This is a genomic window from Janthinobacterium sp. CG_23.3 (genome assembly GCF_046115965.1).
In the GTDB taxonomy this organism is placed as follows: domain Bacteria; phylum Pseudomonadota; class Gammaproteobacteria; order Burkholderiales; family Burkholderiaceae_D; genus Janthinobacterium.
Genome location: NZ_JBJXIB010000019.1, coordinates 1 through 12451 on the forward strand (window position 1 = coordinate 1; position 12451 = coordinate 12451).

At 67.8% G+C, this 12451-nt stretch carries 12 protein-coding genes and 1 riboswitch; of the genes, 8 read left to right on the plus strand and 4 right to left on the minus strand.

Annotated elements, in window-relative coordinates; all coding sequences use genetic code 11:
- The 3 genes from dapF to ACFDR9_RS07260 form a co-directional block, all read right to left on the minus strand.
- The coding region (gene dapF / locus ACFDR9_RS07250; RefSeq protein WP_409030561.1) for a diaminopimelate epimerase at nucleotides 1-534 on the minus strand (534 nt) is incomplete at its 3' end.
- A gap of 20 nt (nucleotides 535-554) precedes the next feature.
- The gene (locus ACFDR9_RS07255; protein WP_017877931.1) at nucleotides 555-1427 is read right to left on the minus strand and encodes a lipid A biosynthesis acyltransferase; all 873 of its coding nucleotides are present in this window, start codon (nucleotides 1425-1427) and stop codon (nucleotides 555-557) included.
- Nucleotides 1424-2305: a lysophospholipid acyltransferase family protein gene (locus ACFDR9_RS07260; protein WP_051068328.1), complete on the minus strand. Its 882-nt coding sequence runs from the start codon at nucleotides 2303-2305 to the stop codon at nucleotides 1424-1426. Before ACFDR9_RS07260 ends, ACFDR9_RS07255 begins: the two co-directional genes overlap by 4 nt.
- A 184-nt stretch (nucleotides 2306-2489) precedes the next feature.
- Between ACFDR9_RS07260 and metK the strand changes: the two genes are divergently transcribed.
- The 4 genes from metK (at nucleotide 2490) to metF (ending at nucleotide 6599) form a co-directional block, all read left to right on the plus strand.
- A complete protein-coding gene (metK, locus tag ACFDR9_RS07265; RefSeq protein WP_017877929.1) occupies nucleotides 2490-3656 on the plus strand; it encodes a methionine adenosyltransferase in 1167 nt (388 codons plus the stop codon).
- A 154-nt stretch (nucleotides 3657-3810) separates the two neighbouring features.
- Nucleotides 3811-3885: riboswitch (S-adenosyl-L-homocysteine riboswitch) on the plus strand.
- Nucleotides 3886-3911: 26 nt separating this feature from the next.
- On the plus strand, nucleotides 3912-5336 hold the full coding sequence (gene ahcY / locus ACFDR9_RS07270; protein WP_409030562.1) for an adenosylhomocysteinase: 1425 nt from the start codon (nucleotides 3912-3914) through the stop codon (nucleotides 5334-5336).
- A gap of 92 nt (nucleotides 5337-5428) precedes the next feature.
- On the plus strand, nucleotides 5429-5785 hold the full coding sequence (locus ACFDR9_RS07275) for a phage holin family protein (protein ID WP_017877927.1): 357 nt from the start codon (nucleotides 5429-5431) through the stop codon (nucleotides 5783-5785).
- Nucleotides 5772-6599 carry a methylenetetrahydrofolate reductase [NAD(P)H] gene (metF, locus tag ACFDR9_RS07280; protein ID WP_409030563.1) on the plus strand — a complete coding sequence of 276 codons (828 nt, stop codon included), beginning with the start codon at nucleotides 5772-5774 and terminating at the stop codon, nucleotides 6597-6599. Before ACFDR9_RS07275 ends, metF begins: the two co-directional genes overlap by 14 nt.
- A 171-nt stretch (nucleotides 6600-6770) precedes the next feature.
- Here the strand turns inward: metF and ACFDR9_RS07285 are convergent, their stop codons facing one another.
- Nucleotides 6771-7370: a 5-formyltetrahydrofolate cyclo-ligase gene (locus ACFDR9_RS07285; protein WP_409030564.1), complete on the minus strand. Its 600-nt coding sequence runs from the start codon at nucleotides 7368-7370 to the stop codon at nucleotides 6771-6773.
- 55 nt (nucleotides 7371-7425) lie between these two features.
- Here ACFDR9_RS07285 and ACFDR9_RS07290 point away from each other — a divergent pair, with 55 nt between their 5' ends.
- From ACFDR9_RS07290 to ACFDR9_RS07305, 4 genes are read left to right on the plus strand one after another with little or no spacing between them, the layout of a single operon-like run.
- Nucleotides 7426-9372, plus strand: coding sequence for a transglycosylase SLT domain-containing protein (locus ACFDR9_RS07290; RefSeq protein ID WP_409030565.1), 1947 nt, complete (start codon nucleotides 7426-7428; stop codon nucleotides 9370-9372).
- Nucleotides 9373-9412: 40 nt separating this feature from the next.
- A complete protein-coding gene (locus ACFDR9_RS07295) occupies nucleotides 9413-10408 on the plus strand; it encodes a complex I NDUFA9 subunit family protein (RefSeq protein ID WP_232429728.1) in 996 nt (331 codons plus the stop codon).
- Nucleotides 10409-10454: 46 nt separating this feature from the next.
- Nucleotides 10455-11171 (plus strand): glutathione S-transferase family protein, encoded by a 717-nt coding sequence (locus tag ACFDR9_RS07300; RefSeq protein ID WP_409030566.1) that lies wholly within the window; start codon nucleotides 10455-10457, stop codon nucleotides 11169-11171.
- Nucleotides 11172-11176: 5 nt separating this feature from the next.
- The gene (locus tag ACFDR9_RS07305; protein WP_409030567.1) at nucleotides 11177-12424 is read left to right on the plus strand and encodes a multifunctional CCA addition/repair protein; all 1248 of its coding nucleotides are present in this window, start codon (nucleotides 11177-11179) and stop codon (nucleotides 12422-12424) included.
- The last annotated feature ends 27 nt before the right edge of the window (nucleotides 12425-12451 follow it).

Below are 12451 nucleotides of genomic sequence, written 5' to 3' on the forward strand. Positions count from 1 at the left end.
TTCGTTTCTCTTCTTTTTTCGGGGGTTCCTGGGGATTCCTGGTCCTCCCCTCCTGGCCCTTTTGGTTGCCGGTTCCGCTTTTGCCTTTTTCGCTGGGGGTGGAATTTGTGGTCCCCTCCCCCCCCCCCCGGCGCTGTCGAACGGCACGGCGGCCGCGTCCAGCACCGGCGCGCCCATGTCGACCGTGACGCTGCCGTCCGCCTCCAGCCGCGGCGAGATCACCCCGGCCATGGTCTCGACGCGAATGCTCGAGCGCGTCGTCAGGCCCTTTTCGACGACGAACTTGACGAAGGCGCGCGAGCCGTTGCCGCACTGCTCGACCTCGCCGCCGTCGTTGTTGTAGATGCGGTAGCGGAAGTCGCAGGCCGGGTTGGCAGAGCGCTCGACCACCAGGATCTGGTCGGCGCCGATGCCGAAACGCCGGTCCGCCAGACGCTGCCACTGCGCCGGCGTGAAATCGATCGTCTGGTTGATGGCGTCGACGACGATGAAGTCGTTGCCGGCGCCGTGCATTTTGGTGAATTTGATTTTCATGGCATCGAGTATAAGTGGTTTCAGCGGGCCTGGTACGGCGACGCCGCGCCGTCGGGACGGGTTTTGAAGCGCTTGTGGGTCCAGAAATACTCGGCCGGGTGTTCGCGCGCGCGCGCCTCGATGAACGCGTTCATGCGGGCGGTGGCGGCGGTGATGTCGGGGCCGGGATAGTCGTCCCAGGCCGGGTAGTAGCGCACGCTCCAGCCCTGGTAGCCGGGCAGGAAGGTCGAGATCACCGGGATCACCTGGGCGCCGGTGGCGGCGGCGATGCGCGCGGTGGCCGTCAGCGTGGCGGCCGGGACGCCGAAGAAGGGCACGAACTCGGCGTCCTTGGCGCCGAAATCCATGTCCGGCAGCATGAAGTACGGCAGCCCCTCGCGCAGCGCGCGCAGGATAGGCTTGATGCCGTCCTGGCGCGTGAACAGGCGCACCGGCTTGAAGCGCGAGCGGCCGCTGCGCAGCACCTGGTCGAAGGCGGCGTTTTTCTGCTGCACATACATGGACGAGGCGCTGATCTGCATCGCCGTCGCCACGCCGGCGACGTCGAGGCAGACGAAATGCGGACACAGCAGAATGGTCGGCGCGGCGCCGATCTGCGCGCCGGGGAAGCCCGGTTCGACGCGGATCAGGCGCTTCAGGCGCGCCTCGGAAGCCCACCACAGGATGCCGCGCTCCCACACGCTGCGCGAATAAGCCTGGAAATGGCGGCGCGCCAGGGCGATCCGCTCGGCCTCGGACAGTTCCGGCATGCACAGGCGCAAATTGGTCAGCGCGATCGCGCGGCGCCGCCGCAGCAGCGCGAACAGCAGGCCGCCGACGGCGTCGCCGAAACGCCCCAGCAGCGGCAGCGGCAACCAGTGCAGCAGCCACATGAAGGCGATCAGCGCCCTCATGGCCGGCCCTCCGCGGCGGCGCCGGCGAGCGGGTCGGCGCCGGGGCCGGGCGGGGTGGCGCCGCGCGGCACCTTGTAGCGGTTGTAGCTCCAGAAATACTGCGCCGGGCTGCGCGCGATCAACTGCTCCATCGCCGTGTTGATGGTCTGCGCCTGCTGCGCCGGCGTGCCCTCGAGGCTGGCCTCGAGCGCGACGAAATGCACCTTGAAGCCGCGCCCGCCGGGCAGGCGCTCGGCGTAGGTGACGATGACCTGGGCGTCGCCCATCTGCGCCAGCTTGGCCGGCAGCGTCATCGTGTAGGCGCTGCGGCCGAAGAACTCGGCCCACACGCCTTCGCCCTCCTGCGGCACCTGGTCGGGCAGCAGGCCGATCGGCTGGCCGCGCTTGAGGCACTTGGCCAGCATGCGCACGCCCGACATAGTCGCCGGCGCCAAGTGCAGGTTGTGGCGCGCGCGGGCGCCCTCGATCAGCGGCTTCAGCGCGGCCTTGCGCGGCGGCCGGTACATCACCGTCAACGGCGTGCGCAGCGCGATCTGCTGGGCGACGATTTCAAAGCAGCCCAGGTGCGGCGTCAGGAACACGATGCCGCGGCCGCTGTCGAGGGTGCGCTGGACCAGCGCCCAATTCTCTTCGCTGGCGTGGCGCGCCACGCGCTCGGGCGCGGCGCACCAGATGAAGGGCAGCTCGACGATGCTCTTGCCCGATTCGGCGACGGCGGCGCGCAGGTGGCGCGCGTAGCCGGCGCGCGCCATGTTCTCGCGCATGCGCCGGCGGTACGACGGCGAGGCCAGGTACACCAGCCAGCCGAGCCCGGCGCCGAGGGCGTGCAACACAGGCAGCGGAAACGTTGATAAAAATCGGAAGAGAGGTACAAGCATAGGTAGGTTTCAACGAAAATGGCGAAGTTGCTTGGCCAAAAAAAATTAAGAAGCGTAAAATAACACGTTAGGAACATCCGCTGAGTTAACAGACAACTTGCGAAGCGGAATATAAATATCGCTAAAGCGTCGCAGGCAGCCCTTACTGCGACAGAACATTCTCTAACAGTAACAGGAGCCTGCTATGTCAAGCGAATATCTTTTCACGTCCGAATCCGTTTCCGAAGGCCACCCGGACAAGGTCGCCGACCAAATTTCCGACGCCATCCTCGACGCCATCCTGGCGCAAGACCCGACCGCCCGCGTGGCCGCCGAAACCTTGTGCAACACCGGTCTGGTGGTGCTGGCCGGCGAGATTACCACGCACGCCAACGTCGATTATATTCAAGTGGCGCGCGAAACCATTAAACGCATCGGCTACGACAACACCGACTTCGGCATCGACTACCGCGGCTGCGCCGTGATGGTGTGCTACGACAAGCAGTCGCCCGACATCGCCCAGGGCGTTGACGAAGGCGCCGGCATCGACCTCGACCAGGGCGCCGGCGACCAGGGCCTGATGTTCGGCTACGCCTGCGACGAAACCGCCGAGCTGATGCCGGCGGCGATCCACTACGCCCACCGCCTGGTCGAGCGCCAGTCGCAGCTGCGCAAGGACGGCCGCCTGCCGTGGTTGCGCCCGGACGCCAAATCCCAGGTCACGCTGCGCTACGTCGACGGCCGTCCGGTCGGCGTCGACACCGTGGTGCTGTCGACCCAGCACTCGCCGGACATCTCGCACAAGCAGATTGAAGAGGCGGTGATCGAAGAGATCATCAAGCAGGTGCTGCCGCGCGAATGGCTGAGCAACACGCGCTACCTGGTCAACCCGACCGGCCGTTTCGTCATCGGCGGACCGCAGGGCGACTGCGGCCTGACCGGGCGTAAAATCATCGTCGACACCTACGGCGGCGCCAGCCCGCACGGCGGCGGCGCGTTCTCCGGCAAGGACCCGTCGAAAGTGGACCGCTCGGCGGCCTACGCGGCGCGCTACGTGGCGAAAAACATCGTCGCCGCCGGCCTGGCGCGGCAATGCCAGATCCAGATCAGCTACGCCATCGGCGTGGCCAAGCCGATCAACATCACCGTCTACACCGAGGGCACCGGCGTCATCCCCGACGAGCACATCGCCGCGCTGGTGCAGGAGCACTTCGACCTGCGCCCGAAAGGCATCGTGCACATGCTCGACCTGCTGCGCCCGATCTACCAAAAGAGCGCCGCCTACGGCCACTTCGGCCGCGAAGAGCCGGAATTCACGTGGGAGCGCACCGACAAGGTGGCCCTGCTGCGCGACGCCGCCGGCTTGAAATAAACGCCGGCCCCGCGCCCGCGACGATGCGCCCGGCTGCCGCCGCGGCGCATTTTTTTCGCCTCCCGCCAACGCAACCACCCCGGGGCCGGGTCCCGGCATGGCGGTTTAGTTGCAAATCGGGCTGGCGAAGCGGCAACCGCAATGCTAATATGGAAGACCCGAGGAGCGTTGCGACGAATTCATTTTCGCCAGGCTCGGGAATTTTCTCCCGCAACTGCGCTCACGTTACTTTTTTCTAACTGAAAGGAGGGCGTGATGAACGCCGTACTCAAAGACCTGCAGGACTACTTCGTTGCCGACATCAGCTTGGCGCCATGGGGTAACAAAGAAATCAAGATCGCCGAAACCGAAATGCCGGGCCTGATGGCGATCCGCGAGGAATTCGCCGCCGCCCAGCCGCTGAAGGGCGCGCGCATCACCGGTTCGATCCACATGACGATCCAGACCGCCGTGCTGATCCAGACGCTGGAAGCGCTGGGCGCCGATGTGCGTTGGGCTTCGTGCAACATCTATTCGACCCAGGACCACGCCGCCGCCGCCATCGCCGCCGCCGGCACGCCGGTGTTCGCGTTCAAGGGCGAGTCGCTCGACGACTACTGGGAATTCACCCACCGCATCTTCGAATGGCCAAGCGCCGCCGGCGCGCCGGTGTATTCGAACATGATCCTCGACGACGGCGGCGACGCCACCTTGCTGCTGCACCTGGGCGTGCGCGCCGAAACCGACCTGTCGGTGCTGGCCGCGCCCGGTTCGGAAGAGGAAATCTGCCTGTTCAACTCGATCAAGAAGCGCCTGGCGGTCGATGCGACCTGGTATTCAAAGCGCCTGCCGGAAATCCTCGGCGTCACCGAGGAAACCACCACCGGCGTGCACCGCCTGTACCAGATGCACAAGGAAGGCAAGCTGGCCTTCCCGGCGATTAACGTCAACGATTCCGTCACCAAGTCGAAGTTCGACAACCTGTACGGTTGCCGCGAGTCGCTGGTCGACGGTATCAAGCGCGCCACCGACGTGATGATCGCCGGCAAGGTCGCCGTCATCGCCGGCTACGGCGACGTCGGCAAGGGCTCGGCCCAGGCCATGCGCGCGCTGTCGGCCCAGGTCTGGGTCACCGAAGTCGACCCGATCTGCGCGCTGCAGGCGGCGATGGAAGGCTACCGCGTCGTGACGATGGACTACGCCTGCGAGCACGGCGACATTTTCGTCACCTGCACCGGCAATTACCACATCCTGACGCACGAGCACCTGACGCGCATGAAGGACCAGGCGATCGTCTGCAACATCGGCCATTTCGACAATGAAATCGACGTCGCCTCGCTCAAGCAATACGAGTGGGAAAACATCAAGCCGCAAGTCGACCACATCATCTTCCCCTCTGGCCGCCGCATCATCTTGCTGGCCGAAGGCCGCCTGGTCAACCTCGGTTGCGGCACCGGCCATCCGTCCTACGTGATGAGCTCGTCGTTCGCCAACCAGACCATCGCCCAGATCGAGCTGTTCGCCAACACCGCCAGCTACCCGGTCGGCGTGTACACCTTGCCCAAGCACCTGGACGAGAAAGTCGCGCGCCTGCAGTTGAAAAAACTCAACGCGCAACTGACCGTGCTGACCGAAGAGCAAGCCAATTACATCGGCGTGTCGCAGCAGGGTCCGTACAAACCGGAGCACTATCGTTACTAAGCATGGGCCGCGCCAGCGGAACATAGCAAGATAGCGGCACTCCAGGGCCGGCGCATGCCGCCGGCCTTTTTTTATCTGATTGGCGATTCGACATGCGATTAATCCTGACGTGGCTTATCAACGCGGCGGCCCTGTTCGCCGTACCCTACCTGATGCATTCCGTCAGCGTCAGCAACGTCGCCGCGGCGCTGCTCGCGGCGCTGGTGCTGGGCCTGGTGAACACCCTGGTGCGCCCGCTGCTGGTACTGCTGACGCTGCCGGTGACGGTGCTGACGCTGGGCCTGTTCATCTTCGTGCTGAACGGTTTCATGTTCTGGCTGGTGGCGAAACTGGTCGACGGTTTTCATGTCGACAGCTTTTGGGCGGCGATCGGCGGCGCCTTGCTGTACAGCGTGATTTCCTGGGCCCTGTCAACCTTACTTTTGAAAAATGACAATGCAAACACCTAATTTTAGTATCGAGTTTTATCCGCCGAAGACGGTGGACGGGGCCGAAAAGCTGCGCGTGGTGCGCCACAAGCTGTCCGAATTGCATCCGAAGTATTTCTCGGTCACCTTCGGCGCCGGCGGCAGCACCCAGGGCGGCACGCTGAGCACGGTGCTGGAGATCCTCGCCGCCGGCGAAGACGCCGCGCCGCACCTGTCCTGCGTCGGCGGTTCGCGCGAATCGATCCGCGCCATCCTGGCCGAATTCAAGTCGCACGGCATCAAGCGCCTGGTGGCCCTGCGCGGCGACTTGCCGAGCGGTTACGGCGCCTCCGGCGAGTTCCGCTACGCCAGCGAGCTGGTGGAATTCATCCGCGCCGAAACCGGCGACACCTTCCACATCGAGGTGGCGGCCTATCCCGAGGTGCACCCGCAGGCGCGCTCGCCGCAGGACGACTTGCAAAACTTCGCGCGCAAGGTGCGCGCCGGCGCCAATTCCGCCATTACCCAGTACTTCTACAACGCCGACGCCTACTTCCAGTTCCTCGACGAGACGCGCAAGATCGGTCTGGACGTGCCGGTGATACCGGGCATCATGCCGATCACCAACTGCACGCAACTGATGCGCTTTTCCGATATGTGCGGCGCGGAAATTCCACGCTGGGTGCGGCTGAAACTGGCCAGCTACGGCGACGACACCGCCTCGATCAAGGCCTTCGGCCTGGACGTGGTGACGCAGTTGTGCCAGCGCCTGCTGGCCGGCGGCGCGCCGGGGCTGCATTTCTACAGCATGAACCAGGCGCAGGCGACCACCGCGCTGTGGCAGCGCCTGGTTTAAGCGCGCCGAATAGCGTGTCCTGGGTCGGTTCGGCGGCGCGCGTAATCCGACAATGTTGGCCGCGGCGAAACGCGCTGCTCCAGGCCAACGTTGTCGGCTTACGCCGTCCAGGCCAACCCGACCTGCGCAAGTCGCGCTCACCGAACGCTATCGGAAGCCCCCCCTAAAAACTCAAATCATCCCGTTCTCGGTGACAATATGGTCGAGGGCGATGTCGTGCGCGTCGCTGGCGAACTGCGCCGCCAGGCAGGAGTAGGCCACGCCGACCGCCACCGGGCGCGGCGCGCGCGCCAGCGTGCGGTCGTAATAGCCGCCGCCGTAGCCGAGCCGGAAGCGGCCGGCGTTGTAGCCCAGGCAGGGTACCAGGATCGCCGCCGGGCAGGCGTCGATGCGCAGCGCCGCCGGCACCGCCACGCCCATGCCATCCTTCTGCATCGGCTCGCCCGGCGTCCAGGCCGAGAACGCCAGCGGCGCGGCTTTTTCCAACACCACCGGCAGGGCCAGGCGCACGCCGCGCGCCGCCAGCGCCGCGTAGGCGCGCTGCAAGTCGGGCTCGCCTTGCAGCGGCCAGTACACCGCCAGCGCCCCGACCCCGGCGGCCTCGCACCAGGCCAGCACGCGCGCGCCGATCAGTTCGTCCCAGCCGGCGCGCTGGGCGCCGCCGAGGGCGCGGCGCGCCGCCAGCAAATCGCGCCGCAGTTGCGCTTTCGGGTTTGTCGCAAGCGCTGGTGGCGCGCCCGGATCGCGTGTTATTCTAGGCTTGCTGTTCATATTTCCCGTATCCGGTCGCCCGTTTTGAATTGAGAGTCGTACATTGAGTTCCACATTGAAATGGTTTGCCCGCGCGGTCGTCGCGGCCGCCTGCGCGCTGGCGCCGGCGGTATGCGCGGCCGGCGCCGAAACGCGCGCCGACGACGACGCGTTTTTATTGTTGCGCGACGCGGTACGCCAGGACGACCCGGCCAAGGCCGATTTTTACGCCGACCGGCTCGGCGCCTACCCGATCGCCTCGTATGTCGACTATTATCGGCTCAAACCGCGCATCAAAACGCTCAGCGTCGAGCAGTTCCGCGATTTTTTGAAGCGCTACGAAGGCAGCGCCATCGCCGACCGCTTCCGCAACGACTGGTTGCTGGAACTGGGCCGCAAGCGCGACTGGCTCAACTTCGACGAGCAGTATCCGCAGTTCGTGCTCGACGACGACATCCAGCTTAAATGCTATGCGCTGACGTCGCGCGTGCTCAAGGGCCAGCGCGTGGCCGCCGAGGCGCGCGCGCTGCTGCTGGCGCCGCCCGGCTACGGCGAGGCGTGCGGCGGCCTGATCACGGCGCTGGCGCAAAGCGGCCAGTTCGACGCCAACGACTTGTGGGCGCAGTTGCGCCTGGCCGGACAGAGCAACGCCACCGGCCCGGCGCGCCGCGTGATGCTGCTGCTGGGCGGCTCCGACAGCGCCATCGCGCGCGCCATCGACACGCCGGCGCTGACGCTGGCCAAGGGCGCCGGCGCCGGCCGCGTCGAGCATGAAACCTATCTGGTGGCGCTCGGGCGCATGGCCAAGACCAGCGTCAAGCTGGCGGCGCTGGCGCTGCGCCGCGCCGAGTCGGGTCTGAGCGAGCAGGAACGCGCCATCGGCTGGGGCAACATCGCGCTGCAGGCGTCGTATGCGCTGGCGCCGGAAAGCGCCGAGTACTGGCAGGGCGCGCGCGGCGCGCCGCTGTCGCAGGAGCAGATGCAGTGGCAGACCCGCATCGCCCTGCGCGACGGCAATTGGGCGCTGGTCAAGTCCAGCATCAAGGCCATGCCGCCCGAGTTGCGGCAGGACCCGGCCTGGACTTACTGGCTGGGCCGCGCCTTGCAGGCCGAGGCGCCCGGCCAGGTCAGCACCGAGGCGGCGCAGCTGTTCCGCGGCATCGCCGAGCAGGGCAATTTCTACGGTTTGCTGGCGCAGGAGGAATTGGGCCGCCACCTGGCGCTGCCGGCGCCCGGCGCCGCCATCACGGCGCCGGAAATCGCCGCCATCGCCGCCAACCCCGGCTTCCAGCGCGCGCTGAAGTTCTTCTCGCTGCGCCTGCGCTTCGAGGGCACGCGCGAATGGAACTGGGAGCTGCGCCGGATGAGCGAGCGCGAGCACCTGGCCGCGGCCGAGTTCGCGCGCCAGAACAATATCCTCGACCGCATGGTGAACACCTCGGACCGCACCCGCAGCGAGGTCGACTACACCCAGCGCTACCCGTCGCCGCACGACGACATCATGCACCCGGCGACGCAGACGCTGGGGCTCGACAAGGCCTGGGTCTACGGCCTGATCCGCCAGGAATCGCGCTTCATCATGGACGCCCAGTCGCACGTCGGCGCCGCCGGCCTGATGCAGGTGATGCCGTCGACCGGGCGCTGGGTCGCCAAGAAGATCGGCCTGACCGATTTCGCCCAGGACATGCTGAGCGACGTGCGCACCAACATCCTGCTGGGCACCAACTACATGAACATGGTGATCGGCGGCCTGGACGGCTCGCAGGTGCTGGCCTCGGCCGCCTACAACGCCGGCCCGGGCCGGCTGCGCAGCTGGCGCCGTACCATGCCGCGGGCGATGGAGGGCGCGGTGTTCGCCGAAACCATCCCCTTCACCGAGACCCGCACCTACGTCAAAAACGTCATGGCCAACGCCACCTACTACGCGGCGCTGTTCGAGAACCGGCCGCAGTCGCTGAAGGCGCGCCTGGGCAACGTCACACCGCAGGGCGCGGTGAGCGCGGCGGCGGCCGAATTGCCATAGCGCCGGCGCGTGGCGCCGGCCCACACGAGCGAGGAAAACCATGCTGATACCCGAAATGGCATTGCGGATCCCGACGGTGCTGGTGCTGGGCGGCTCCGGCTTCATCGGCAGCCACCTGGTGGCGCGGCTGGCGGCCGCCGGCGCCCGCGTGCTGGTGCCGACGCGGCGCTTCGAGCGCGCCAAGCACCTGATTTTCCTGCCGCGCGTTGAAGTGCTCGAGGCCGACCCGCAGCAGGACGGCGCGCTGCGCCACTTGATGGCCGGCCAACAGCTCGACGCCGTCGTCAACCTGGTCGGGCGCTTGCATTCCGACGTCGGCGCGCCGTACGGGCGCGCGTTCGCCCGCGCCCACGTCGAGCTGCCGCGGCGCGTCGCCGCCGCCTGCGCCGCCCACGGCGTGCCGCGCTACCTGCACATGAGCGCGCTGGGCGCGGCGGCCGACGCGCCGTCGATGTACCTGCGCTCGAAGGCCGCCGGCGAGCTGGCCGCCGCCGCCGAGCCGGCGGTGGCCGCGACCATTTTCCGGCCCTCGGTGGTGTTCGGCCCGGAAGACCAATTCCTCAACCTGTTCGCGCGCATGCAGAAGTTCCTGCCGTGGATACCGCTGGCCGGCGCCGACGCGCGCTTCCAGCCGGTCTTCGTCGGCGACGTCGCGCAAGCCTTCGTTAGCTCGCTGGCGCTGGCGCCGGCGCCCAGCCGCGGCCAGGTCTACGAACTGGCCGGGCCGCGGGTCTACACGCTGCGCCAACTGGTCGAACTGGCCGGCGCCTACGCCGGCCACGCGCGCCCCGTCGTCGCGCTGCCGGCGACGCTGGGCCGGCTGCAGGCGCGGCTGCTGGAGTGCTTGCCCGGCGAGCCCCTGATGAGCCGCGACAACCTCGACTCGATGCGCGTCGACAACGTCATCGACCCGGCCGCGCGGGCGCTGACGCTGGCCGACCTGGGCATCCGCCCGGCCGCGCTGGAGGCCGAGGCGCGCCGCTACCTCGGCGCCCGGCCGCGCTTCGACGACTACCGCAGCCGCGCCGGCCGCTGAACGCCCGATAACCTTTCCCCCCTTTCTTTCACCACGGACCTGACCCATGCAAACCACCGAACTCGATCCGACCTTGTCGCAAGCCCTGTCGGACGCCCAGCAACCCGGCCTGACCCTCATCATCGGCAACAAGAACTACTCGTCGTGGTCGATGCGGCCGTGGGTGGCGATGACCGCGTTCGGCATCCCGTTCCAGGAAGTGCGGGTGCTGCTCGACCGCGACGACACCGGCAGCAAGATCGCCGCCTACAGCGCCAGCGGGCGCGTGCCGGTGCTGCTGGCCGGCGAAATGACGATCTGGGACAGCCTGGCGATCTGCGAATACCTGGCCGAGCAGTTCCCCGAGAAGCACCTGTGGCCGCGGGACGTCGCCGCGCGCGCCACCGCCCGCTCGATCTGCGCCGAAATGCACTCCGGCTTCGGCGGCCTGCGCAGCGCCATGTCGATGAACCTGCGCATGAGCTTTCCCGGCAAGGGCCGCACCACCGCCGCCCAGGCCGACATCGGCCGCATCAGCGAAATCTGGGAAGAGTGCCTGTCGCGCTTCGGCCACCACCAATTCCTGTTCGGCGAATTCTCCATCGCCGACGCCTATTTCGCGCCCGTCGTGGCGCGCTTCCGCACCTACGGCGTGTCGCTGGCGCCGGCGCTGAACGCCTACTGCGAGCGGGTGCTGGCGCATCCGGCGGTGGCGCGCTGGGTCAGCGAAGGCATCGCCGAGCCGGAGCGCGCGCCCAAGCACGACGGCGAGATGCCGGTTTGAGCGCAATGCGCATCTACACCGTCGGCGGCGCCGTGCGCGACGAGTTGCTGGGGCTGCCCGTCAAGGACCGCGACTACGTGGTCGTCGGCGCCACCCCGGAGGACATGCTGCGGCGCGGCTTCCGCCCGGTCGGCAAGGACTTCCCGGTGTTCCTGCATCCGGACACGCAGGAGGAATACGCGCTGGCGCGCACCGAGCGCAAGACCGCGCCCGGCTACCGCGGCTTCGTCTTCCACACCGCGCCCGACGTCACGCTGGAGCAGGACCTGGTGCGGCGCGACCTGACCATCAACGCCATCGCCAAGGCCGAGGACGGCACCTTGTCGGACCCGTTCGGCGGCCTGGCCGACATTGAAAAGCGGGTCTTCCGCCACGTCTCCGACGCCTTCAAGGAAGACCCGGTGCGCATACTGCGGCTGGCGCGCTTCGCCGCGCGCTTCAGCGGCTTCGCGCCGGCGCCCGAGACGCTGGCGCTGATGCGCCAGATGGTGGCCGGCGGCGAGGTCGACGCGCTGGTGCCCGAGCGCGTCTGGCAGGAGCTGGCGCGCGGGCTGATGGAGGCGCGGCCGTCGCGCATGCTGGCGGTGTTGCGCGACTGCGGCGCGCTGGCGCGCGTGATGCCCGAGCTGGACGCCCTGTGGGGCGTGCCGCAACCGCCGCTGCACCACCCCGAGGTCGACACCGGCGCGCACATGATGCTGGTGCTCGACTACGCCGCCGAGCGCGGCTTCGCGCTGGCGGTGCGCTTCGCCAGCCTGATGCACGACCTCGGCAAGGGCTTGACGCCGCCCGAGCGTTGGCCCAGCCACCACGGCCACGAGGGCGCCGGCGTCAAGCTGATCGAGCAACTGTGCCAGCGCCTGAAGGTGCCCAACGACTGCCGCGACCTGGCGGTGATGACGGCGCGCGAGCACGGCAACATCGGCCGCGCGCTGAGCCTGCGCGCCAACACCATCGTCACGCTGTTCGAGCGCTGCGACGGCTTGCGCAAGCCGGTCCGCTTCGAGCAGATGCTGCTGGCCACCGAATGCGACTTCCGCGGCCGCGGCGGCGCCGCCGACGGCTTGCGCGACAAGCCGTTTCCGCAGGCGCCCTACCTGCTGTCGGCGCTGGCGGCGGCGCGCGCCGTCAACGCCGGCGAGGTGGCGCAGCGCTACGCCGCGCAACCGGCGAAGATCGCCGAGGCGGTGCACGCGGCGCGCGTGAAGGCGGTGCGCGCGCTGGTGCCCACGGCGGTCGAAGAGCAGCCTTGAGTGAGCGTGTCGTAGCTCGGACGCGGG

Bases quoted from the DNA above. Each gene is read 5' to 3' on its own strand.
- ACFDR9_RS07255 (WP_017877931.1), bottom strand. From the start codon at position 1,427: ATGAGGGCGCTGATCGCCTTCATGTGGCTGCTGCACTGGTTGCCGCTG.
- ACFDR9_RS07260 (WP_051068328.1), bottom strand. From the start codon at position 2,305: ATGCTTGTACCTCTCTTCCGATTTTTATCAACGTTTCCGCTGCCTGTG.
- metK (WP_017877929.1), top strand. From the start codon at position 2,490: ATGTCAAGCGAATATCTTTTCACGTCCGAATCCGTTTCCGAAGGCCAC.
- ahcY (WP_409030562.1), top strand. From the start codon at position 3,912: ATGAACGCCGTACTCAAAGACCTGCAGGACTACTTCGTTGCCGACATC.
- ACFDR9_RS07275 (WP_017877927.1), top strand. From the start codon at position 5,429: ATGCGATTAATCCTGACGTGGCTTATCAACGCGGCGGCCCTGTTCGCC.
- metF (WP_409030563.1), top strand. From the start codon at position 5,772: ATGCAAACACCTAATTTTAGTATCGAGTTTTATCCGCCGAAGACGGTG.
- ACFDR9_RS07285 (WP_409030564.1), bottom strand. From the start codon at position 7,370: ATGAACAGCAAGCCTAGAATAACACGCGATCCGGGCGCGCCACCAGCG.
- ACFDR9_RS07295 (WP_232429728.1), top strand. From the start codon at position 9,413: ATGCTGATACCCGAAATGGCATTGCGGATCCCGACGGTGCTGGTGCTG.
- ACFDR9_RS07300 (WP_409030566.1), top strand. From the start codon at position 10,455: ATGCAAACCACCGAACTCGATCCGACCTTGTCGCAAGCCCTGTCGGAC.
- ACFDR9_RS07305 (WP_409030567.1), top strand. From the start codon at position 11,177: ATGCGCATCTACACCGTCGGCGGCGCCGTGCGCGACGAGTTGCTGGGG.